Genomic DNA, 23,503 nt, shown 5'->3' with positions numbered 1-23,503 from the left:
ACGTCTGGAGGAACAATGTATGAAAAAACGATTAATCTTTATAGGGACATTAGCAACCATCACGGTACTGGGTATTTCCTGGTCAAGAGGTGGCGCAGATCCCGTCGTGAAAGACAACTATTCACCCATCCCAAAGGATACGACGTATCGCGGTCAGGTTGCTTGGCCACTAGAAACGCGCGATCGTTCGATTGCCGGGGAAGCGAGCGGCGTCGCTGTTGCTCCGAACGGTGACGTCTACTATTTACACCGGGGTAGTAATTCATACGGCGATGACACCTACATCACAGAACCGACATTGATCGTGCTCGACGGAAAGACGATGCAGGTGAAGAAGCGGTTAGGCGCAGGGCTGTTCAAGTCACCGCACGGTCTCGAAGTCGATGATCAAAACAATATCTGGATTACCGACATCAGTTTGAACCAAGTCTTCAAGCTCGATGCGTCCGGTAAAGTCTTGCAAACGTTTGGAAACGCATATGGTCCGTTCACGGAAGTCGGTCTGCGCATCCGAAACGTCTTGCCAAGCATCCCGCTACAGCTGGATGAAAAGACGTTCGCTCGTCCGACAGACGTCACCGTTTTCAAGGATGGCTCGTTCGCCGTATCTGACGGCTACCGGAATAGTCGCATCGTCATGTTTGATCCAAAAGGAACAGTCAAATGGGAAGTCAATGAACTCGGCAAACAAGACGGACAGTTCAATCTGCCGCATGGGATCAGTAGTGACGATGAGATGAATCTCTATGTGGCGGACCGGGAAAACGCCCGGGTTCAAGTCTTTAATCGAAATGGCAAACACATCGATACGTGGTCGTCAAAAGAACTCGGTCGACCGTACGGGATCGAAGTCGGTGCGAACGGTAAAGTCTACGTCGCTGATGGTGGAAACTATCTTAATGGACAAAAAAAGAACGCGCAAAGCCAAATCGTCATCTTGAACAAACAAGGAAAGATTGAGAAACGATTCGGTGCGTGGGGCAAAGAAGCGGGACAACTCCGGATTGCACACGACATCGCGGTCGGTTCGGATGGAACGATTTATGTCGCGGAGTTGTTGAACAAACGATTGCAGCTGTTTTCTAAAAATTAATGGGGAACGGAAGTATTTCGAAATTCAAGAAATGAATATCCTTTTTTTCAAAGACACCTCAGCTTATCTCGATTTATTTTGGTAAAATAAAGAAAATCCATCGGGGGTGTCTCATGAAACGTGGTCTAACATTAGCCGTCCTACTGATCCTCGTCGTTTGCGTCATCGTTTTCGAACCGTTCCGTGGTGCGCCACCGAATCCCGAAATCGAGGCAAAAGGAAAGGATGTTCCGACCGTCCAGGGGTCTTATTGCTGGGATAGCTTGCTCCGTAGTCAATGTGTCGATAAGACGTACCGTGACGGTCTTGACCTAGCAAAAGGGAAAACGCCAGTTACCGTCTCTGCTGGAGCTCCCGTCCGTGTCGAATTATCCGGTGATCTTAAAAGCGTAAAACTATCACAGTGGGACGATCAAAAACAGGAATCCCCTATCGCTTTGAAAAAAGATCAGTTCAACGCCCCGACAGAACCTGGCCTCTATGCGTACGAACTAAACTCGCGCTGGGAACAAGGAGACGGACAATTCGGATTCTTATTGAAAGTGCAGTAAAACAATAACCCCCTTGACGTACGATGACGTCAAGGGGGTTATTTCATCCTGCTTGGTGATAAAGTTGCAAAATGCCAAAGACAGTCAAGATAGCATACCCTGTCCCAATGAACAGAAAGACTGGGCGAATCAATTGATCCTTCGGCTGGCGCGTGATGCCTTCGAAGAAACAACCGGTGATGAAACCAAGAATCAAGATTCCAAGATACATCAATATGAACGTCAGGATACGACCTCCAAGACCAGTCTGCAACAAGACTGGCGAGAGCCAAATCAGTATCCCAACAAAACTAGCAAGCCCAAGAATTCCGATCACGATCCCGTATAGCGGTCGTACTGTATTCAGACGCTTGAAAAAACGTTGTCGCTCAACGAGCATCATCGCCGACAGACATGTCAATAAGAACACTACCAAAAAGTAAAGCGTTTGTGAGATTTGCTCCGTCATCGAGAAGAGTGGCGTGCTGAGTACGACAAGTAGTGGCAATACGCTAAGTATAAAGAATTTCACTGTCATTCTCCTTTCAGTGAATCAATATAAAAGGTGTTTCTGAATCACTTATTTACTTAGCGTATCATACGAGTCGTTCCAGGATTTTCCCATTTGATTCGTTCTGATTATGAAAATCCGTTTACTTACGATCGATCGAGTTCCTGAAATCGATCAATCATGCGCACAAGGGAACGATTGATGATATCTAGTTCCACTTCGTCGAGCAATGTCGTCATCTCCTCCGCCAATTGCTCTTCGATCTCATCCATCGTTCGCAAGTAGGCTACCCCATTTGTATCGAGATGGATGAAACTTTCCCTTAAGTTTGCTGGATTCTTCTGACGCTTGACGAATGTACGTTCTTCCAAGATCTTCAGTACTTGACTGACCGCACTCTTCGAGATTCCCATCGTTCGTGCGATTTCCGTCGACGTCCAGGAGTCTTTTCGTTTGAACAATAGCAGTAGCTGTTCCTGTTGTTGACTCAAAGCAAACGGATTCAACGCTGCGAAAAACTTCGCCAGCTGAAGATCTAGTTCATCGATACGCCGATACATCGTCAAGATGTCCTGTTTTTTAGATCCTTCCATTGTTTTCCTCCTGTCATGAAATGTTCCGAAAATCTCGACTTCTGCGATAGAGTAACAGACCACAGATGACACCAATCACAGCGAACGCAATCAGCAGAAACTGAATTGGAATTTCGATCGCGACTAACAGCGATAAGACCGCGAACGCAATCGGTTCTAGACCGGAAGCGGCAAGCGCCATGATGCTCATGACGCGTCCGATCTTATCCGGATCACTCCGCTCCTGTAAAATCGTCACGGTCGGCAGATAAACGAGCATCAACAAAAATCCACTCATCGCCGCCGTGAAAGCAAGTAACGGAATCGATGTCACCTGGGTGTACAGCAAGAAAGCACCTAACGTCAAAAACAGCGTACGAAAGACGAACCGACCGCGATGAATCGACCTTAGAAACAACACGACGACACTGGCAACAAATGTCCCGACAGCAAGGCCACCTTCGATGAGACTGAGATCCGCCGCTGACCCTTTCGCTGCGCCGACGAGAATCGGGATGCTCATGATCAACGGTCCCATGACGAATAGATTGACGATGGCAATCGACAACGTACCAGCACGTAAGACTGGCGTCTCTTTGACATACCGAATTCCTTCGCGTAAGTCGTGTAAGACCTGACGAATCGAGAGGACGGAGGTATCCGGAATAGGATCGCGAATCAGCCGCGGTAAGACCAGTACGGCTGCAATAAAGATTAAGATCATCGCTGTCCCGAAGCTCAGTCCAAATCCCCCTTGCGTCAGCAAGAGTCCTGCGAGAAACGGACCGATGACGAACATCAATTCGAGTGATCCTTGAAATAAGGAATTCGCCCGCTGTAATTGCGACGCAGGAACGAGAGACGGCAACAAGGACGATAAAGCAGGATAAGACATGCCATCCAAAATGCCAAACACGACAGAAATCAACAAGAGTGTCCCAACCGAGTACGCATCAGCGTAATGTAAGAGCACGACACCAAGCATCAAGAACGCCTGTCCAAGATTCGTCCAAAAGAGAAGACGGCTCTTCTGGAATCGATCGGCGAACACGCCACCAAACACCATCATGATGACCCGGGGCAACGACACGGCTGTTAATATCAGACCAAGCAAGGCAGGCTGTCGCAAGACATCAATCGTCAACCACGACACACTCAAGAAGAAGATTGCAAAACCGAGCGTTAATGTCATACCGGACAACCACATGAAGACAAAGCGTTGATTCCTCAGCACTGCCATGAATCAGACTCCCTTCCCTTATAGTTAAGTTAACTAAACTATATGAAGCGACCGATCGCTTGTCAACGGATCAATCGGTTAACGAGGCTGATTCAAAAGTTAGTCTCTATAAAAATAAGGATGGCAGAATGATGATCTGCCACCCTTACCGCATTCTTTTTGCGTCAGTCTCGACTAATCATGCTTTTTCGATGACACGACGGACGATTCGGAAAAAGACCGTGTGCGGCAAGAATCGTTTCAATCGAATTAAGTTCGCTGCATTCTTGCCGACGGGATATCGCATCTTTTTCGAGTCATCCATCACAGCACGGTGAATCGCATCGGCGACGACTTCCGGTCCTTCAGCTTCTTCTCCTGCTGCGTTCGAATTTTTGAGCGCCGTTTTCATATAGTCGGCATAATCCACGATATTCGTTTGCACGAGATCTTGCGACCGTCCGTAGAAGTCGGTCTTGATCGGTCCTGGTTCGATCAGTTTGACGGCGATCCCGAGCGGAGCAAGCTCATAATGCAACGATTCCATGAATCCTTCGACAGCCCATTTCGAGCTGTGGTACAGGCTATAGATCGGAAACGTGACTTGTCCCCCGACGGATGTCACAGTCACGATCTTCCCCTTTCGTTGTTTTCGAAAGAGTGGCAATGCCTGACGCGTCACGTTCATGACGCCGAAGACGTTCGTATCGAATTGACGTTTGATTTGCTCCGCTGTCGCCTCCTCGAAGATCCCGACCGCACCGTACCCTGCATTGTTCAAAAGGACGTCGATCGTACCGAAATCGTTCGTGATGGCTTCAAAGGCTAGACGAATGCTCCTCTCGTCCGTGACATCCAGTGCATACAAGCGAACGCCTGGTAACGAGGCGAGGTCGCTTGACGTCTCCGGCTTTCGCATCGTCGCTGCGACATGCCATCCTTCCTGACTGAACCGTTCGACGGTTGCCCGACCGATTCCGCTAGATGCTCCTGTGATGACGATCGTTTTCTTTTGTTTCATTGTGAATTCTCCTTTGTAGTTTGACTTAGCGTGCAAAATAACGTTTTGCGATGGTCATTTTTTTCGACGTGTACGGCGCGTAGCGTAACGATGGATCTAGTTTCGTCGACGTTTTGACGATGCTCTTCGCATGCGAGAACGTCTCAAAGGTGTGTCTGCCGTGATACGCCCCCATCCCGCTACCACCGACTCCACCAAACGGCAGTTCAGCGTTCATCAGATGCACCATGCCATTGTTGATACATCCTCCTCCGAACTCGACGTGCTCCAAGAAGTAGGATTCCATCTCCGATGATTCCGTATAGAGATATAAGGCGAGTGGATAACGATTGCGACGAATGATCGAGACAGCTTGTTCCGGTGAGCTGAACGATACGATCGGAAGTAACGGACCGAAGATTTCTTCATGCATGATGTCGTCCTCAAGCGATACAGCGTCAAGCAACGTTGGCTCCACGTAGCGATCCGCTAAATCGATTCGTCCTCCGTGAACGATCGTGCCTTGTTGCATCAGACGTTGCAGAGCGTGTACGCGGCGCTCATTGATGATGCGTCCATAACTTTCACTCAATTGTGGATCCGCTCCAAAAGCACGTCTGATTTCTGTTTTTAGCAACTGGATCAACGCCTCCTTGACTGTCTCTTCAACGAGCAGATAATCCGGACAGACACACGTTTGACCGGCATTGAAGAATTTCGACCAGACGATCCGTTTCGCTGTTACTTGGAGATTGGCACTCTTATCGACGATGACAGGACTCTTCCCGCCAAGCTCAAGTGTCGTCGGAACCAATTTCTCAGCCGTCTTCACGGCGATATGTCGTCCGACACCGGGGCTTCCCGTAAAGAAGACATGGTCGAAGCGGAATCGGTCGAGTAATTGGTCACCAACGACTGCCCCATCACCGAGGACGACACTGATATAGTCTGGATCGAAAGTCGCTGCGATGAGCTCTGCAATCAAGCCCGACGTATGCGGTGTCAAATCCGACGGTTTCAAGACGATGCAATTTCCGGCTGCGATTGCGCCGATGACGGGTGCAAGCAACAGCTGGAACGGGTAATTCCATGGTCCGATGATCAAGACGACACCGAGCGGATCGTGTCGGATGAAGCTCTTTGACGGCTGCAGGACGAGTGGTGTTGCGACTCGCTTCGGCTCCATCCAGCGAGCCAATTGTTTTTTCGCTTCACGCAGCTCTTGATAGAGCACGCCGATTTCTGACGTGTAGGCTTCAAATGTCGGTTTTCCTAAATCCTTTGCTAATGCTACGAGAATCCGTTCTTCGTTCGATCGGACTAACTGTTCCAGCCGTTCGAGCTGACGTAGCCGGAAATCGATCGTCTTCGTTTTCCCTGCATCAAAGAATGCACGTTTCCCACTATAAACTTCTTCGGTTACGGCTTGATCTTGTAAAACCATGGTTGGATGTTGCATCATTCATCGCTCACTTTCATTATGTTCTTTCGTTTAAACATTTAAACATTTAGTGTAAAATCAAACTCTCTTCTCATGTGTGAGAAAAGAGCCTCGTTCAGCGTAGGATACAATCTTCTTCAATGGCTGCCGTCAATGTTTTCAAGACGTTGACCGCTTCTTGTAAAGTCAGATAATAGTAGTTCTCCGTACCGACTTTCTCAGAAGCGACGATTCCTGCTGCCCGCAATACTTTCAGGTGATGCGAAATCGCTGGTCGAGATAACGAAATTTTTTCATCCAATTGACTGACGTTCAAACGATCGTACCGTGCCAATTCAATGATGATCGCTTGACGATTGACATCCGATAAGACTTGAAAGATCGGAATTGCATCTTGAAAATACCCTACTGCTGCGTCTAGAGCTTGTACATCCTGTTCGTTTTTTCTCATAGCGCCTCCGTTTAAACGTTTAAACATTTAAATTCATGCTCCTAATTTACAATCCTTTTCTTTCCGTTGTCAACTGATTCATTTCATATTCTTATTTACAGGTTCAGGAAACTCATGATAGGATGGTAAAAATTACATGATCTAAACGCGTCGAAGAGAACAGTACGTCATCTCGGCTTTTCCTAGAGAGCTCCGATTGGTGGAAAGGAGCATCAGCCATTGACCGAACCAAGCCTCTGAGCAGCACGGTGGAACCGAATCGGGGATATCGTGACGGGTGCTCCCGTTATCGAGCTCAGGTATTTGCCGTTCTTGAACGGTCGTACCGATGAAGGCGGTACCGGTGACGGTTTCGCGAACAGGGGTGGCACCACGACACGCATAGTCTCGTCCCCAAGACCAACGTCTTGGAGGTGGGATTTTTTTGTTGGCTTAAAAAACAATAAAAAGGAGTGTGTCGGATGTCGAATTGGAAATACCCTGGATTGCTATTACTTGGTGTCGGTGTCTCGAACATCGGCGCTTGGGTCTACTTCATCGCCTTGAATTTAATTGTCCTCGAACGAACGGGATCAGCGTTCGCCGTCTCCGTTCTCTATATTTTATTGCCGATCTCCGCGCTGTTGACGAGTCTCTGGTCCGGTAGTGTCGTCGATCGGATCAATCAACGTCGCTTGCTCGTCATGCTTGACGTCGGGCGTGCCGCGCTCGTCTTTTCACTGACACTGATTGACTCTTTGTTTGTCCTTTACGCACTCGTCTTTATCCTGAACATTGGCAACACACTGTTTGAGACATCGTCATTGATCTACATGACGAAGCTCGTCCCGGAGACGAGTCGTCAACGGTTCAATGCGTTGAAGAACTTTATTCAATCAGCCGGCTTTATTCTCGGACCGTCGATTGCTGGATTCTTATTTTTGATTGGTTCCCCAGAAACAGCGATCATCCTGAATGCGGGAGCGTTGTTGTGTTCTGCTGCCTTACTGTCCGTCTTGCCCGACGTCCGTCAGGCAGAGACTCCAGCGACGTCCTTCTCACTCCAAGTGATTCTTGCGGACTGGAAAGAGACGCTTCAGTTTGCAAGGACGCGGCGCTACGTCACCCTCGTCTACGCCTTCTATGCGCTGATGATCGTCCTGATGAGCGGACTCGATTCGCTCGAAGCCTCGTTTGCGACGATCGTTCTGCAACTGGATGAGAGCACGTATGGATTTCTCGTCAGTATCGCTGGAATCGGCACCATCTGTGGTTCTGCCGTCAATGCGATCTTCACGCATCGCTTGTCGCTCCGCTTCTTGATTCAATTCGGAGCACTGATGACACCGATCGGTTATGTGATCTTTGCCACAGCGACATCGTTCCTGACGGCAGCAATCGGCTTTTTCTTGCTGACGTTCGCCCTTGCGTTTGCGAACACCGGCTTCATGACGTTCGCTCAAACGCACATTCCGGTCGAGACGATGGGACGATTCCTTAGTAGTATCCACGTCGTCCAGTCAGCTGGTGTCATTCTTTTGACGGCGTTAATTGGTTTCTATGCTGAGACCTCAATCCGCTTGACGTATACCGTCGCTGCAGTCAGCTTTCTGTTCATCGGTGGATGGATCGTTTGGATCGTCCAGGATCGAACGAAGCGTCATCATTTTACGACGGAAACGGACGAAACGATCAAGCTTTCGTCATGAGAAAGGAAGGTATTCATGAACCTGACCGCAAAACGAATTTTCCTCCGTCCGCTTGACGTGACCGATGCACACGTCTTATTCGAACAAACCCAGGATGAGACATTACGTTATTTGACTGGTACGTCGGCAACGTTTTCGCTCGAACAGATTGAACAGCATATTCTATCGATTCAAGCTGATCCATCGCGCTTCGATTTCGCTATCTGTTTGAATTCTGGTGAAATGATTGGTGAGTGTTCCATTTTAGACATTGAGGCAGAGTTGAAACAAGCGGGCTTTCGTATTTCGATGCGTGCCCTCCCCTGGACCGGTCAAGGATACGGGACAGAAGCGATCGCGTGTATCATCCGGTTTTGTTTCGAGGAACTTCGACTTCATCACCTTGAACTTGAAGTGTTTTCGCATAATGAGCGAGCCGTCGCTTCGTATAAAAAAGTTGGCTTTGACATCGTAGAAACGATTCCTGATGCTGTATTCTATGAAGGGCGTTCGTTCGACGAAATCATCATGCGTAAATGTAGCCCATTCTATGCTTAAAAGAATCACTGCTGATGTAGCACCTCCTTCGTGAGGTGCTTTTTCTAATCGATTAAAAACGAACATACCTAATTAACAGATTTTTTAGTCAATTCACTATTATTTGTATATAATGGAAAAATAAAAAGAAATATATGGATATGTACATAAGTGATAAGGAGGTCACATTACACCATTTTCTTCAAATCAAACGAAAGCGAGGGATAGTACATGCTGAGATTCATCTGGAATTCCTGGTGGCGTAACAAGGAGCGGTTCATCTTGCTCCTCGTCGGCGTCCTGATCGTCAGTACCGGACTGAGTTACTTGATCGGTACGACGCAAGCTAACAACGGAACGGTCGTTGATGAACTGCAAAAACGCTGGGGCTCATCGTATGATATCGTCGTCCGTCCGGAAGGCAGCCGGAGTGTGACGGAAGACTTGAACCTGCTCGAACCGAACTATATGAGTGGACTCGACGGCGGGATCACCCGCAAGCAGTACGAGACGATCAAGCAGATTGCTGATGTCGAGGTCGCAGCACCAATCGCGATGATTGGTTATACATCGACATCGAGTAGCGTCGGTACCCATACGATTCAAGAAGAAGGAATTTACCGCTTGAAAATCAAGGATTCTCAAAATACGGGACTCAAAAACGAATCTTATACCATGACAACGTTTCTTGCTGCTGGCTGGGAACCAATGGGTGATGCAACGCGCACAGGCGTCTCCCCTTTAAAACTTGGTGAACAACCCCTCTATGACTACGGCTCAGAAGTCATGATTGCCGGAATCGATCCTGCTGCTGAAGACCAGCTCGTCGGTTTGAAAAAAGCGACCACTACCGGAACGTATAGCCGTTTCTTCAGCGAAACGGATCTTCCCGCTTCGTACGGTGATCAAGCGACGCAGATTCCGATTCTATTGAACTCTCGCGAATACGTCGATGCGATGCGCACCTATACATATGAAAAGGTAGAGCTTCCGTTCACTGCAACAGGCGTTGCAGACATGGTCCAAAAGATTGAACAAAAAGGTGGGAAAGCATACCTGAGTAAACTACCAGTAGGAGAGCCTACCTCTTATTCGATCACGACTCAAGACGTCCAAAAAAAGTTGGTGGACGGTATCCTTAAAAACACCTTGTCAACAGGCGAGGCGAACAATAGTGATTCACTGTCTTCCATTACTTTGAAACCTTCACCCGTTGAATACAAAACGATTAAAAGTCCGTATGGTTCCCGTTGGCCCTTTACCTACCAAGTCCAACCAAAAGAAGTCGCCAAGGAATCCTTGCTCTTCAAACGAAGCATGTATCGCGAAGCACGTGAATTCGAAGGTGGCTTTAAAGGATGGAAACAAGTCCATCTCAACTATATCGGTGTCTTTAACCCACGGAAGCTCGATGTTTCAAAGGATCCGTTGACTGAACTTCCGATGGAGACCTACTTCCCGGCAAAAGCGCAGTGGGTCATGGATCAAAACGATCGTCCGGTCAATCCAGTCCGTGACGTCAAGCCCGCCAACGACTCCTATGACTTCCTGACGAAACCACCATCGATGCTGACGACACTCGATGCTGCCTTTAAGTTACGCGGGGATAAAGCAATTTCTGCGATTCGCGTCAACGTCAAAGGGGTCGAGACGATGAACGCAACAAGTGAGAAAAAATTGCAAGCTGTCGCACAAGAAATCGAGGATAAGACCGGTTTAATCACGGACGTCACACTCGGTTCTTCCCCGCAACTCGCCTTGACGTATTTACCTGGTCTAAAAGGAGAATCGGCACTCGGTTGGGTCCAGCAGCCGTGGATCAAACTCGGGTCATCGATCGCAATTTTCCAAGAGGCGAAAGTCGGAATGAGTGGCATCATCGCGAGCGTCATCGCTGTCGCGCTCGTCTACGTCTTCAGTTCGAACATCATCTTGCTCTATGCTCGAAAAAAAGAATTCGCGATTTTACTCGCGCTCGGATGGCGTCCACGGCAGCTATCGAGACTCCTCTTCCTAGAAGCGACACTTCTTGGAACGCTGGTCGCACTCATCGCCTGGGTGATTCTCGGATCATTTTGGATAACAGCGGATCACCCGATTTCCCTCGGACGCATCATCTTGATCGGATTGTCCGGGCTTTTGATCTACTGGGGCGGTACGATTGTTCCGACGTTACTCATCAGACGCATTCAACCATTTGAAAGCATGCGCTCTGGCGAAGTCTCAAAAGGACGTCGTTTCGTCCGGGCACAAAGTGTTATTGGAATGAGCATCAACCAACTCGCGACTTACTGGCAACGCACGCTTCTGTCCATCATCGCAATTGCCTTACCGACAAGCTTGTTCATCTTCTTCTTGTTCATCACGTTCCGATTGAAAGGCGTCTTATATGCAACCTGGCTCGGTGAATACGTCGCGCTCGAAGTCGGTACGATGCATTATGTCGCAATGGGCGTCGCCTTACTCATCGCCATCCTGACGACGACCGAGATCATGTGGCAAAACGTCAATGAACGAAAGAATCAACTCGCTGTCCTTAAAGCGACAGGCTGGCGCAACGGTCAAATCCGACTTCTCGTCTTAAGCGAGGGTGTGATGACCGGACTCTTCGCTGGAATCGTCGGTCTACTAGTTGCCTTAGGAATGATTGGCTTCGTCTATAATCAGTTCCCAACCAGTGAACTCGGTTTCTTAAGTCTTATGCTCCTGATTCCGGTAACGACTGGTGTGTTTGGTGCCTTGCTTCCTGCCCAGCGTGCTGTGCGGATCACACCGAATGCAGCCATCGGTGGCGTAAACGATAATCAACAATTGACCGAACGTCGCTTCAAATGGGCACTCGGTAGCATGGCTGCTACGCTCGTCATCGGGACGACGAGTTTATTCCTCCTCGCTGCACCTGAAACGAGAACGGCTCAAAAAGAAATAACGACACCAAAAGTACAAACGACCGGACAAAAATTAAAAAATCTCGCTCAAGATCCTGACGATAAGAAACATACTGCCGCAGACAACACGGCACTGGAGCAATTGATGAACGCAGGCGCTATTCAGACGTATCCGGGTGACCCGGCGGCGAAGAATTATGACTTCTCTGTTAAAAAGCTCGTTTCAACACCAAAAGAGTTAAAGCTCAAGGAGAAGTCAGGATATCGTTTCGTGACGATTCCAGTTTTCCTTCATAACCGGGATGAATTAGCTGCAGATTCGTTTTCGTCATATCGACCACAAACCTTCTCTTTGATTGCTCTTGACGGAAAAGAGTTCACTCCCGTCGATTATGTCAATCACGATAAAACGGCTTGGGTAAATGCATTCCAATACATCAATTCGAAAAAATCATGGGTCGATCTTGTTTACCAAGTACCGGTTGACCAAAAGGTGTTCGTCTTGCTTGCAAAAGATGAGGCCGTTGAAAAAACGACGACCGTTAAGATCACGCTAGCCGATATCAAAAAAGCGAATACATCCGCTACTTCCCTCTCAAAAGACGACCCCGACAATTAAAAACATTGATGAGGCTTGGTGTCACGCAAGATACAGGGGATGATATGGGAGGATTCATCACTTATCGTCCCAGTCGGTATGCCTTGACAGACTTGCAAGGAACCGATTATGAACCGGTCGATTATGTGAATCGCAATGAGAAAGCCTGGAAAAACGGGTTTCAATATTTCGCACCGTACAAGTCACGAGTGGAGTTGGTTTATCAAGTACCAATCGATCAGAAGCGATTCGTTCTGTTCGCTTCTGATCCAGCCTTTCCCAAACCAACGACCGTCAAAATCGATCTGACGAAACAATAATTTAAACACTAGGAGGAACTTGACATGGATCGTCCAATCATTGAAAGGAATCGAGGTCTTGTCAATGCTTAAATTCATTTGGAATTCCTGGTGGCGCAACAAGGAGCGGTTCATCTTGCTCCTCGTCGGCGTCCTGATCGTCAGTACCGGACTAAGTTACTTGATCGGTACGACACAAGCCAACAACGGAACGGTCGTCGATGAACTGCAAAAACGCTGGGGCTCATCGTACGATATCGTCGTTCGTCCGGAAGGCAGCCGGAGCGTGACAGAAGACTTGAACCTGCTCGAACCGAACTACATGAGTGGGCTCGACGGCGGGATCACCCGCAAACAATATGAGACGATCAAGCAGATTGCCGACGTCGAAGTCGCAGCACCAATTGCGATGATCGGGAACTATTATACGGATGCTGTGAAGGATACCTACAACTTCAAGGAACCAGGCATTTATAAGATTTCATATAAAGATATGCAAGATACTGGACTAAAAAAAGAAACAGAATCTATGTCGTTCTTTGCCGGAGCAGGATGGTCCCCTCCTGAGAGTGACGGATTGAATCGAGATATTTCACCGCAAGAACTAGGCGAGTTTCCCATCATCGGTTACGGGAGCGCAGTGATGCTTGCCGGGATTGATCCGGAAGCAGAAGCACAACTCGTTGGACTCGATCAAGCAACCAAAAAGGCTACGCATAGTCGATATTTTACGAAAGAAGATATCGTCAACGATTATGGTGACGGTGTCTGGGACATCCCATTAATCATGAACAGTCAAGAGTACGTCAATGCTTCGCGGACCTATCGCTACGAGAAAGTCGATATCCCACTCGTCAAAGATTCAATGGTTGAAACGGTGCGCAGTATCATGAAAAAAGGTGGCGAATCTTATCTCAAGACACTCCCTCTCAAAGATACGAAAGAATACTATATTTCGACAGAGCAAGCATCAAAACAACTTATTAAGAATATTCTCGAAGATAAGGTCCCAGAAAATGCAGATGGTGGCTTTGACTGGATGTATTTAAAACCATCATCTGTCGAGTATCAAACGATTGCTAGTCCCTTTGCCAAACGTTGGCCGTTCACCTATCAAGTAACACCTCAAGAGGTCGCAAAAGAAGTTTTGATTTCGAAACGATCGATGTACCGAAAAGCGCGTATTTTCGGTGACGGTACGGGTAACCTAGACAAAGTACCGAAAATGCATTTGAACTATATTGGTGTCTTTGATCCGAAAAAATTGAACATCTCGAAGGACCCATTGACGGAACTACCGATGGAGACCTACTTCCCGGCGAAAGCCCAATGGGTCATGGATAAGAACGAAAAACCGGTCAATCCAGTTCGCGACGTCAAACCGACGAACGATCCATATGACTTCTTGACGAAACCACCATCGATGCTGACGACGCTTGACGCCGCCTTTAAGTTACGTGGTGAGAAAGCCATCTCCGCCATTCGTGTCAATGTTAAAGGTGTCGAGACGATGAACGCGACGAGTGAGAAGAAGTTAAAAGCTGTTGCTCAAGAGATCGAGGACAAGACCGGTTTAATCACCGACGTCACGCTCGGCTCCTCGCCACAGCTCGCGCTGACATACCTCCCTGGATTAAAAGGTGAATCGGCACTCGGTTGGATCCAGCAACCGTGGATCAAACTCGGTTCGTCGATGGCCATCTTCCAGGAAGCGAAGGTCGGAATGAGCGGTATCATTGCCAGTGTCATCGCTGTTGCGCTCGTCTATGTCTTTAGTTCAAACATCATCTTACTCTATGCCCGCAAGAAGGAATTCGCGATCTTACTGTCGCTCGGTTGGCGTCCACGTCAGCTCTCGAAGCTTCTGTTCCTGGAAGCGACACTACTCGGCACACTCGTCGCCTTGATCTCTTGGACGATCCTCGGTTCGTTCTGGCTAACGACGGATCATCCGATTGCCTTATCACGGATCATCTTGATTGGACTTGCCGGACTGTTGATTTACTGGGGCGGTACGCTCGTCCCGATGACGCTTATCCGCCGGATTCAACCATTCGAAAGTATGCGTTCCGGCGAAGTCTCCAAAGGTCGTCGCTTCGTTCGGGCACAAAGTGTCCTTGGGATGAGCATCAACCAGCTCGCGACGTATTGGCAACGGACGATCCTCTCGACGATCGCAATCGCCTTGCCGACAAGTCTGTTCATCTTCTTCCTGTTCATCACCTTCCGCTTGAAAGGTGTCCTGTACGCGACATGGCTCGGTGAATACGTTGCCCTTGAAGTCGGTACGATGCATTACGTTGCGATGGGCGTTGCTTTACTCATCGCCATCCTGACGACGACGGAGATCATGTGGCAAAACGTCAACGAACGAAAAAGTCAGCTCGCTGTCTTAAAAGCAACCGGCTGGCGGAACGGACAAATCCGGACGCTTGTCTTAAGTGAAGGATTGATGACGGGACTGTTCGCTGGAATCATCGGTTTACTGATCGCACTTGCGATGATCGGCTTCGTCTATAACCAGTTCCCAACAGGTGAGCTTGGTTTCTTGAGTGTCATGTTGTTGATTCCGATGGTGACAGGTGTTCTTGGTGCCCTTTTACCGGCACAACGGGCCGTCAGTATTACGCCAAATGCTGCGATCGGAAGTGTCGCAACGAATACGAAAGCGACGGAACGACGTTTCCGACTCGCCCTATCCGCAGTTGGTGGTGCCCTTGTCGTTGGTGTCGCTTCCCTGTTCTTCTTTGCTACGACAGAAGAAGGACCTGCGTCTACGAAACCTATACAAACAGCAACACCAACAGTCAAGACGACAGGAACGAAATTGGCAGATGTAAAAGACACGAAAAAGAAAGCGACCACTTCGAAGAAAGTCAATTCGAGCAAGCTCAATCAACTAATGGACCGTGGAGTCGTTCAAACCTATCCAGGAGATCCAAATGTTAAGAAACAGGTGTTCAAGGTTGGAAAACTACTTCCGACTCCTCCAAAAGAATTGAAATTACCAACTCTCGATGACGAACAATATGTCACGGTGCCAGTCCTTTTAGAGAACTACAAGGACCAATCTGGAGTAGGCTACGCTTCGTATAAACCGAATCTTTTCACCCTAGAAGATACGAATGGAAAAAAATACGAGGTGGTTGATTACGAGAACCGTAACCCAGACGCTTGGAAGGATGGTTATCGCTACTTTGCACCTTTAGCTTCAAGGGTTGACCTCGTGTTCCGTGTTCCGCGTGACAAAAATACGTATGTCCTCTTTGCGACAAGCGAGGCCATTGCCAAACCAACGACCGTCAAAATCGAAGTCGATGCTGTGAATGCTGCATCAACTACCGCAAAGACCGGACAAAAGAAGCAATCAAAAAAAACGAATACAGATGTCATCGAAAAATTGATGGCTGAAGGTGGGAAGCAAACTTATCCAGGTGATCCTAATGTAATGAAGTACCATGGATTCAAGGTTAGTTCTGCTAAACGAGTTCAACTTCCTGATTTACCATCATCTAAACAAGCCGTTTCTGTCACGCTTGAATTACAAGTAGAAGGTGAAGCTACAGCCGATTCTTACATCGACTACAAACCATTTACGTTCCCATTGATAGATAGTCGGAAGAAAAGTTATACCCCTGAAAAAACAATCAATCACAATAAAAAAGCCTACTCAGACAACTTAGGGTACCACGCTCCTTTGCACTCAAAAATCGATGTCCTCTACATCGTTCCAAAAACTGAGAGCACCTTCGTGATGAACGCATACGGCGGATTTACCGGTTATATCTACACCGTTAAAATCACATTATGACCTTTTGATAAATTGACCCATCAACAATCTAGATGATGGGTCAATTTCTTACTTCACGACTACCGAATTATCAAATGACTCATGTCTTACTTGAGTTTTTAAGAACTCACGAGAGTTTTATAGAAAAACAATTGCATTTTTAACGAAATAAATAGTTCTTAATTCAGATTCCGACGAATGATGTTAGCTTTCTTACACCTAGATTCATACAGAGAAAATCGTACGATCTTTATACATAACTACTCGGCTTAACAAAGGAGGTCTTCATCAATGCTTTCTTTCATCTGGAATTCCTGGTGGCGCAACAAGGAGCGGTTCATCCTGCTGCTCGTCGGTGTCCTGATCGTCAGTACCGGACTCAGTTACTTGATCGGGACGACACAAGCCAACAACGGAACCGTCGTTGATGAACTACAAAAACGCTGGGGATCGTCGTACGATATCGTCGTCCGTCCGCAAGGCAGTCGGAGCGTGACGGAAGACTTGAATCTGCTTGAGCCGAACTACATGAGTGGGCTCGACGGTGGGATCACCCGTAAGCAGTACGAGACGATCAAGCAGATTGCTGACGTCGAAGTCGCAGCACCTATCGCGATGATTGGGAATCATTATACAGACACTCAAGTAGGTACTTATAATTTTAAAGAACAAGGCGTATATAAGTTGACGATCACAGACTTTCAAGATATGGGTTTGCAACTTGAAAAGGATTCATATTCACAGTTTTTAGCAGCAGGATGGAACCCATCAGGAAACGATGGCATGAACCGTGACATTTCTCTTCAACCGTTAGGCGAGCAGCCACTCCCTGAGTATGGAAGCGCGACGATGCTTGCCGGAATCGATCCGGAAGCAGAAGCAAAACTCGTGGGTCTCGATCAGTCCACGAAACAAGCGAAGCACAGTCGCTATTTTACGAATGACGATAAGGTTGTTGACTTAGGAGACGATGTCAGCGAAATTCCGATTCTCCTCAGCAACCGCGAATATGTTGATGCCTATCAAACCCTTCGTTATGAAAAAGTTGATTTCCCTGTCGTTGACGACTCGATGGATGCGACGGTGAAACAGATCATGAAAAAGGGCGGTGAATCTTATCTGAAGACCCTTCCAGTCTCAGATCCTACAGACTATCGCTTCACGACAGGACAAGCCACGGACAAACTGGTCAAACAAATTTTGAGCAATACGGTTCCGACAGGTCCTCCTGGTAGTTTCACTTGGATCTACTTGAAGCCGTCAGCTGTCTCTTATAAGACACTTGCCAGTCCTTATCCGACTCGTTGGCCGTTCAGTTATCAGGTGGAACCCCAAAAAGTAGCGGAGGAATCCCTACTCGGTACACGTTCCATGTATCGAAAGGCTCGAGAATTCGGAGCAGAAATGAAGGATAGACCAAAGATGCGCTTAAACTATATCGGTGTCTTTGATCCGAAAAAATTGAACATCTCGAAGGATCCGTTGACGGAACTACCGATGGAAACTTATTTTCCAGCGAAAGCTCAATGGGTAATGGATAAGAACGATCGCCCCGTGAATCCAGCGCAGGAAGTTAAACCGGCAAATGATCCGTATGACTTCCTGACGAAACCACCGTCGATGCTGACGACGCTTGACGCCGCCTTTAAGTTACGTGGTGATAAAGCGATTTCTGTCATCCGTGTCAACGTCAAAGGTGTTGAAACGATGAACGCGAAAAGCGAGAAAAAGTTGAAAACTGTCGCTCAAGAGATCGAGGATAAGACCGGCCTCATCACCGACGTCACGCTTGGTTCCTCGCCACAACTTGCGCTGACATACCTCCCTGGATTAAAAGGAGAATCAGCACTCGGCTGGATCCAGCAACCTTGGATCAAACTCGGTTCATCAATGGCAATTTTCCAGGAAGCAAAGGTCGGCATGAGCGGTATTATTTTAAGCGTCATTGCCGTTGCACTCGTTTATGTCTTTAGTTCAAATATCATCTTACTCTATGCCCGCAAGAAAGAATTCGCGATCTTACTCTCGCTCGGTTGGCGTCCGCGTCAGCTCTCGAAATTACTGTTTCTAGAAGCGACACTACTCGGTACACTCGTCGCCTTGATTTCTTGGACGATCCTTGGTTCGTTCTGGCTAACGACGGATCACCCGATCGCGCTTACGCGCATCCTTTTGATCGGACTCGCCGGACTGTTGATTTACTGGGGCGGTACGCTCGTCCCGATGACGCTCATCCGCCGGATACAACCATTCGAAAGTATGCGTTCTGGTGAAGTCTCAAAAGGTCGTCGCTTCGTCCGGGCACAAAGTGTCCTTGGGATGAGCATCAACCAACTTGCAACGTATTGGCAACGGACGCTCCTCTCGACGATCGCGATTGCCTTACCGACGAGTCTGTTCATCTTCTTCCTGTTCATTACGTTCCGCTTGAAAGGTGTCCTGTATGCGACATGGCTCGGTGAATACGTTGCCCTTGAAGTCGGTACGATGCATTATGTTGCGATGGGTGTCGCTTTACTCATCGCCATCTTGACGACGACGGAGATCATGTGGCAAAACGTCAACGAGCGGAAGAGTCAGCTCGCTGTCTTAAAAGCAACCGGCTGGCGGAATGGTCAAATCCGGACGCTCGTCTTAAGTGAAGGATTGATGACGGGACTCTTCGCCGGAATCATCGGTTTGCTCATTGCCCTTGCGATGATCGGCTTCGTCTATAACCAGTTCCCAACAGGTGAGCTTGGTTTCTTGAGTGTCATGCTGTTGATTCCGATGGTGACAGGTGTTCTTGGTGCCCTTTTACCGGCACAACGCGCTGTCAGTATTACGCCGAATGCTGCGATTGGAAGTGTCGCAACGAATACGAAAGCGACGGAACGACGCTTCCGACTCGCATTGTCCGCAGTTGGTGGTGCCCTTGTCGTTGGTGTCGCTTCCCTGTTCTTCTTTGCTACGACAGAGGAAGGACCGACACCAACAAAATCAGCACAGACTGCCGTACCGACAATCAAGACGACAGGTACGAAACTCGCAGATATAAAGGAGACAAAAAAGAAGTCTTCCTCTCCGAAGAAAGTCAATTCGAGCAAGCTCGATCAACTAATGGAGCGTGGAGTCGTTCAAACCTATCCAGGAGACCCGAAAGCGAAGAGAAATATTTTCCGCGTTGATAAACTTCTCCTATCACCACCAAAAGAGTTGAAATTGCCAACTCTCGATGACGAACAATATGTCACTGTACCGGTTATTTTAGAAAACTACAGGGATAGTAACGTAGAAGGTGGACCTGCTGTCTATAGACCGAACACATTTACCCTAGAAGATTCGAACGGGAAAGTATACGAAGCTGTCGATTATGAGAACCGGAATCCAGATGTTTGGAAGGATGGCTATCGCTACTTTGCTCCTTCCGTTTCTCGTGTCGACCTTGTATTCCGTGTACCGCGTGATAAAAACACGTACGTCCTCTTCGCGACAAGCGAAGCAATCGCCAAACCGACGACCGTCAAAATCGAAGTCGATGCTAAGAATTAATAATCGATCGAACAGCTTAGCAATGTCATAAAACAACCGGCGTTAAAGTCCTATTGCCGGTTGTTTTCCACTTTAATGACTTTTACTTCATCATAAGAAATCAACAAAGGAGGTACATATGCTCTCTTTCATCTGGAATTCCTGGTGGCGCAACAAGGAACGCTTTATCCTGCTCCTCGTCGGCGTCCTGATCGTCAGTACCGGACTCAGTTATTTGATCGGGACGACACAGGCCAATAATGGAACGGTCGTCGATGAACTGCAAAAACGCTGGGGCTCATCGTACGATATCGTCGTTCGACCGCAAGGCAGTCGGAGTGTGACGGAAAACTTGAACCTACTCGAGCCGAACTACATGAGTGGACTCGACGGTGGGATCACCCGCAAACAATACGAGACAATCAAGCAGATTGCTGACGTCGAAGTCGCCGCCCCTATCGCGATGATTGGCAATTATAATACCTATGCTGAATCAGAGACGTACAATTTCAAAGATCAAGGCATCTATAAGATTACGATTCAAGACACGCAAGATACCGGTTTAAAGAAAGAAAAAGAGACAACAACTTCTTTTGTCGGTGCAGGCTGGTTCCCTCCAGAAAGTGATGGATTGAACCGTGATATCAGTCCACAAGCGTTAGGAGAACATCCTATCATCGGTTACGGCAGTTCGACGATGCTTGCCGGAATCGATCCGGAAGCAGAAGCAAAGCTTGTCGGACTTGATAAGGCGACACTAAAGGAAACGCATAGCCGCTATTTCACGAAGGATGATGTCGTGGACGATTATGGAGATGACGTATGGGGTATCCCATTGATTTTGAACAGTAAGGAGTATGTCAATGCGACGCGGACCTATCGCTACGAGAAAGTTGATCTCCCAATCATCAATGACTCGATGGTCGATACGGTACGAGGAATCATGAAAAAAGGTGGTGAATCCTATCTCAAGACACTACCAGTAGATGATTCGAAGGAATATCGAGTGTCGACTCAACAAGCTAATAAGCAACTCGTGGAGAATATTTTGCAAGATAAATTTCCGGAGAGACCCCCGGGAAGCTTTGAATGGTTATCTCTAAAGCCATCATCTGTCGAGTATCAAACGATTGCTAGTCCTTTCGCGAAACGCTGGCCATTTACTTATCAAGTAACACCTCAAGAGATCTCGGAGAACGTCCTGATCTCAAAACGATCGATGTATCGAAAAGTACGATCCTTTGGTGATACCTCCATCAACATGGATGCCGTTCCCAAGATGCGTTTGAACTTCATCGGTGTCTTCGATCCGAAAAAATTAAACATCTCGAAGGATCCGTTGACGGAACTGCCGATGGAGACCTATTTCCCAGCAAAAGCCCAATGGGTCATGGATAAGAATGAAAAGCCAGTCAATCCGGTTCGCGACGTCAAACCGACGAACGACCCGTATGACTTCTTGACGAAACCACCATCGATTCTGACGACGCTTGATGCCGCCTTTAAGTTACGTGGTGACAAAGCCATCTCCGCTATCCGTGTCAACGTCAAAGGTGTCGAAACGATGAACGCGACAAGTGAGAAAAAGTTGAAAGCTGTCGCTCAAGAGATCGAGGATAAGACCGGTCTGATCACGGATGTCACACTCGGCTCCTCGCCGCAGCTCGCCTTAACCTACTTGCCTGGATTAAAGGGCGAATCGGCACTCGGATGGGTCCAACAACCTTGGATCAAACTCGGTTCGTCGATGGCGATCTTCCAAGAAGCAAAAGTCGGGATGAGCGGTATCATCGCAAGTGTCATTGCTGTTGCGCTCGTCTATGTTTTTAGTTCAAACATCATCTTACTCTATGCCCGCAAGAAGGAATTTGCGATTTTACTCTCGCTCGGTTGGCGACCACGTCAGCTCTCAAAATTACTGTTCCTTGAAGCGACACTACTCGGCACCCTCGTTGCCTTGATTTCTTGGACAATCCTCGGTTCGTTCTGGCTGACGGCGGATCACCCGATTGCCTTATCACGAATCATCTTGATTGGACTCGCTGGTCTGTTGATTTATTGGGGCGGTACGCTCGTTCCGATGACACTCATCCGACGGATTCAACCGTTTGAGAGCATGCGCTCTGGTGAAGTCTCCAAAGGACGGCGGTTCGTCCGGGCACAAAGTGTCCTTGGGATGAGCATCAATCAGCTCGCAACCTACTGGCAACGGACGATCCTTTCGACGATCGCGATTGCCTTACCGACGAGTTTGTTCATCTTTTTCTTGTTCATCACCTTCCGCTTGAAAGGCGTCTTGTATGCGACGTGGCTCGGTGAATACGTTGCCCTTGAAGTCGGCACGATGCATTACGTTGCGATGGGCGTTGCTTTACTCATCGCTATCCTAACGACGACGGAGATCATGTGGCAAAATGTCAACGAACGAAAAAGTCAGCTCGCTGTCTTAAAAGCAACCGGGTGGCGCAATGGTCAAATCCGGACGCTCGTCTTAAGTGAAGGATTGATGACGGGACTGTTCGCCGGAATCATCGGCTTACTGATTGCCCTTGCGATGATTGGTTTTGTCTACAATCAGTTCCCAACAGGTGAACTTGGTTTTTTAAGCATCATGTTACTGATTCCGATGGTGACGGGTGTTCTCGGTGCCCTCTTACCGGCTCAACGGGCTGTTCGAATCACCCCGAACGCTGCAATCGGTAGTGTCGTCTCGAACCAAAAAGCGACTGAGCGTCAATTTAAGATCGCCCTCGGTTCAATCGGTACCGTATTAGTCGCAGGTGTAGCGAGTTTGTTCTTCTTTGCGGCAGAAGAGACGACTACGACGACCGTTCAACCGAAAGCTGAACCAACTGTCGTGACAACCGGACAAAAGTTACAAGATCAAGCAAGTGAACCGATTCAAAAGAAACAGTCGAAGAAAACAAATACAGACGCCATCGAAGAACTGATGAATAAAGGTCGTCTTCAGACTTATACTGGCGATAAAAAGTTAATGAAAGAACGTGGATTCATGGTCAGTTCGGCGAAACGTGTTTCACTTAAGGATCTTCCGAAAGATAAACAAGCCGTATCCGTCAGACTTGAGATGCAGGTAAAGGGTGAAGATTCGGCTGACTCTTATATTGACTATAAACCATCTTCTTTCCCATTGATTGATCGTCACAAGAAAAGCTACACGCCAGAAGAGACGATTAACCTAAACAAAAAAGCCTATTCAGAAAGCTTAGGTTACTACGCTCCCTTACACTCTAAAATTGATGTCATCTATGTGGTACCAAAGACAGAAAACACCTTCGTCATGAACGTAAAAACAGGCTTCACCGGTTTTCTCTACACCGTTAAAATCAAATTATGACCTTTTGCTATCTCGGTCCATCATCAAGCTAGATGATGG

15 protein-coding genes are annotated in these 23,503 nt (G+C 47.8%); 9 read left to right on the top strand and 6 right to left on the bottom strand.

What is annotated here, in order from left to right; translation table 11 throughout:
- Positions 1-19 precede the first annotated feature (19 nt).
- Positions 20-1,093: a peptidyl-alpha-hydroxyglycine alpha-amidating lyase family protein gene (locus tag K7G97_RS07715; protein ID WP_223041865.1), complete on the top strand. Its 1,074-nt coding sequence runs from the start codon at positions 20-22 to the stop codon at positions 1,091-1,093.
- Between the two features lie 113 nt (positions 1,094-1,206).
- Positions 1,207-1,644, top strand: a complete 438-nt coding sequence (locus tag K7G97_RS07710) for a hypothetical protein (protein ID WP_223041864.1) — start codon at positions 1,207-1,209, stop codon at positions 1,642-1,644.
- Positions 1,645-1,687: 43 nt separating this feature from the next.
- Here the strand turns inward: K7G97_RS07710 and K7G97_RS07705 are convergent, their stop codons facing one another.
- The 6 genes from K7G97_RS07705 to K7G97_RS07680 form a co-directional block, all read right to left on the bottom strand.
- Positions 1,688-2,155, bottom strand: coding sequence for a hypothetical protein (locus K7G97_RS07705; protein ID WP_223041863.1), 468 nt, complete (start codon positions 2,153-2,155; stop codon positions 1,688-1,690).
- A gap of 125 nt (positions 2,156-2,280) precedes the next feature.
- Positions 2,281-2,727, bottom strand: a complete 447-nt coding sequence (locus tag K7G97_RS07700; RefSeq protein WP_223041862.1) for a MarR family winged helix-turn-helix transcriptional regulator — start codon at positions 2,725-2,727, stop codon at positions 2,281-2,283.
- A 13-nt stretch (positions 2,728-2,740) separates the two neighbouring features.
- Positions 2,741-3,946, bottom strand: coding sequence for an MFS transporter (locus K7G97_RS07695; protein ID WP_223041861.1), 1,206 nt, complete (start codon positions 3,944-3,946; stop codon positions 2,741-2,743).
- Between the two features lie 178 nt (positions 3,947-4,124).
- Positions 4,125-4,946 (bottom strand): SDR family oxidoreductase, encoded by an 822-nt coding sequence (locus tag K7G97_RS07690; protein WP_223041860.1) that lies wholly within the window; start codon positions 4,944-4,946, stop codon positions 4,125-4,127.
- Between the two features lie 25 nt (positions 4,947-4,971).
- On the bottom strand, positions 4,972-6,369 hold the full coding sequence (locus K7G97_RS07685; protein ID WP_223041859.1) for an aldehyde dehydrogenase family protein: 1,398 nt from the start codon (positions 6,367-6,369) through the stop codon (positions 4,972-4,974).
- A 112-nt stretch (positions 6,370-6,481) separates the two neighbouring features.
- Complete coding sequence (locus tag K7G97_RS07680) at positions 6,482-6,844, bottom strand: ArsR/SmtB family transcription factor (protein ID WP_023468128.1); 363 nt, start codon at positions 6,842-6,844, stop codon at positions 6,482-6,484.
- Between the two features lie 434 nt (positions 6,845-7,278).
- Between K7G97_RS07680 and K7G97_RS07675 the strand changes: the two genes are divergently transcribed.
- From K7G97_RS07675 to K7G97_RS07645, 7 genes are all read left to right on the top strand, one after another.
- Positions 7,279-8,505 (top strand): MFS transporter, encoded by a 1,227-nt coding sequence (locus tag K7G97_RS07675; protein WP_223041858.1) that lies wholly within the window; start codon positions 7,279-7,281, stop codon positions 8,503-8,505.
- A gap of 15 nt (positions 8,506-8,520) precedes the next feature.
- Complete coding sequence (locus K7G97_RS07670; protein WP_223041857.1) at positions 8,521-9,042, top strand: GNAT family N-acetyltransferase; 522 nt, start codon at positions 8,521-8,523, stop codon at positions 9,040-9,042.
- Positions 9,043-9,252: 210 nt separating this feature from the next.
- Entirely contained in the window at positions 9,253-12,528 is a 3,276-nt protein-coding gene (locus tag K7G97_RS07665) for an ABC transporter permease (protein ID WP_223041856.1), read from the top strand.
- A gap of 8 nt (positions 12,529-12,536) precedes the next feature.
- On the top strand, positions 12,537-12,827 hold the full coding sequence (locus tag K7G97_RS07660; RefSeq protein WP_223041855.1) for a hypothetical protein: 291 nt from the start codon (positions 12,537-12,539) through the stop codon (positions 12,825-12,827).
- Between the two features lie 64 nt (positions 12,828-12,891).
- A complete protein-coding gene (locus K7G97_RS07655; protein ID WP_223041854.1) occupies positions 12,892-16,617 on the top strand; it encodes an ABC transporter permease in 3,726 nt (1,241 codons plus the stop codon).
- A 270-nt stretch (positions 16,618-16,887) separates the two neighbouring features.
- The gene (locus K7G97_RS07650; protein ID WP_223041853.1) at positions 16,888-20,127 is read left to right on the top strand and encodes an ABC transporter permease; all 3,240 of its coding nucleotides are present in this window, start codon (positions 16,888-16,890) and stop codon (positions 20,125-20,127) included.
- A 118-nt stretch (positions 20,128-20,245) separates the two neighbouring features.
- Positions 20,246-23,464, top strand: coding sequence for an ABC transporter permease (locus tag K7G97_RS07645; protein ID WP_223041852.1), 3,219 nt, complete (start codon positions 20,246-20,248; stop codon positions 23,462-23,464).
- Positions 23,465-23,503 lie beyond the last annotated feature (39 nt).

Source organism: Exiguobacterium acetylicum (assembly GCF_019890935.1).
In the GTDB taxonomy this organism is placed as follows: domain Bacteria; phylum Bacillota; class Bacilli; order Exiguobacteriales; family Exiguobacteriaceae; genus Exiguobacterium_A; species Exiguobacterium_A abrahamii.
Note: the sequence above shows the minus strand (reverse complement) of the source record. Positions and strands in the feature narration are given on the sequence as shown.

What these genes read in the sequence shown, in the direction of transcription:
- K7G97_RS07715 (WP_223041865.1), top strand. Translation starts at nt 20, where the DNA reads ATGAAAAAACGATTAATCTTTATAGGGACATTAGCAACCATCACGGTA.
- K7G97_RS07710 (WP_223041864.1), top strand. Translation starts at nt 1,207, where the DNA reads ATGAAACGTGGTCTAACATTAGCCGTCCTACTGATCCTCGTCGTTTGC.
- K7G97_RS07700 (WP_223041862.1), bottom strand. Translation starts at nt 2,727, where the DNA reads ATGGAAGGATCTAAAAAACAGGACATCTTGACGATGTATCGGCGTATC.
- K7G97_RS07695 (WP_223041861.1), bottom strand. Translation starts at nt 3,946, where the DNA reads ATGGCAGTGCTGAGGAATCAACGCTTTGTCTTCATGTGGTTGTCCGGT.
- K7G97_RS07690 (WP_223041860.1), bottom strand. Translation starts at nt 4,946, where the DNA reads ATGAAACAAAAGAAAACGATCGTCATCACAGGAGCATCTAGCGGAATC.
- K7G97_RS07685 (WP_223041859.1), bottom strand. Translation starts at nt 6,369, where the DNA reads ATGGTTTTACAAGATCAAGCCGTAACCGAAGAAGTTTATAGTGGGAAA.
- K7G97_RS07680 (WP_023468128.1), bottom strand. Translation starts at nt 6,844, where the DNA reads ATGTTTAAACGTTTAAACGGAGGCGCTATGAGAAAAAACGAACAGGAT.
- K7G97_RS07675 (WP_223041858.1), top strand. Translation starts at nt 7,279, where the DNA reads ATGTCGAATTGGAAATACCCTGGATTGCTATTACTTGGTGTCGGTGTC.
- K7G97_RS07670 (WP_223041857.1), top strand. Translation starts at nt 8,521, where the DNA reads ATGAACCTGACCGCAAAACGAATTTTCCTCCGTCCGCTTGACGTGACC.
- K7G97_RS07665 (WP_223041856.1), top strand. Translation starts at nt 9,253, where the DNA reads ATGCTGAGATTCATCTGGAATTCCTGGTGGCGTAACAAGGAGCGGTTC.
- K7G97_RS07660 (WP_223041855.1), top strand. Translation starts at nt 12,537, where the DNA reads ATGAGGCTTGGTGTCACGCAAGATACAGGGGATGATATGGGAGGATTC.
- K7G97_RS07655 (WP_223041854.1), top strand. Translation starts at nt 12,892, where the DNA reads ATGCTTAAATTCATTTGGAATTCCTGGTGGCGCAACAAGGAGCGGTTC.
- K7G97_RS07650 (WP_223041853.1), top strand. Translation starts at nt 16,888, where the DNA reads ATGCTTTCTTTCATCTGGAATTCCTGGTGGCGCAACAAGGAGCGGTTC.
- K7G97_RS07645 (WP_223041852.1), top strand. Translation starts at nt 20,246, where the DNA reads ATGCTCTCTTTCATCTGGAATTCCTGGTGGCGCAACAAGGAACGCTTT.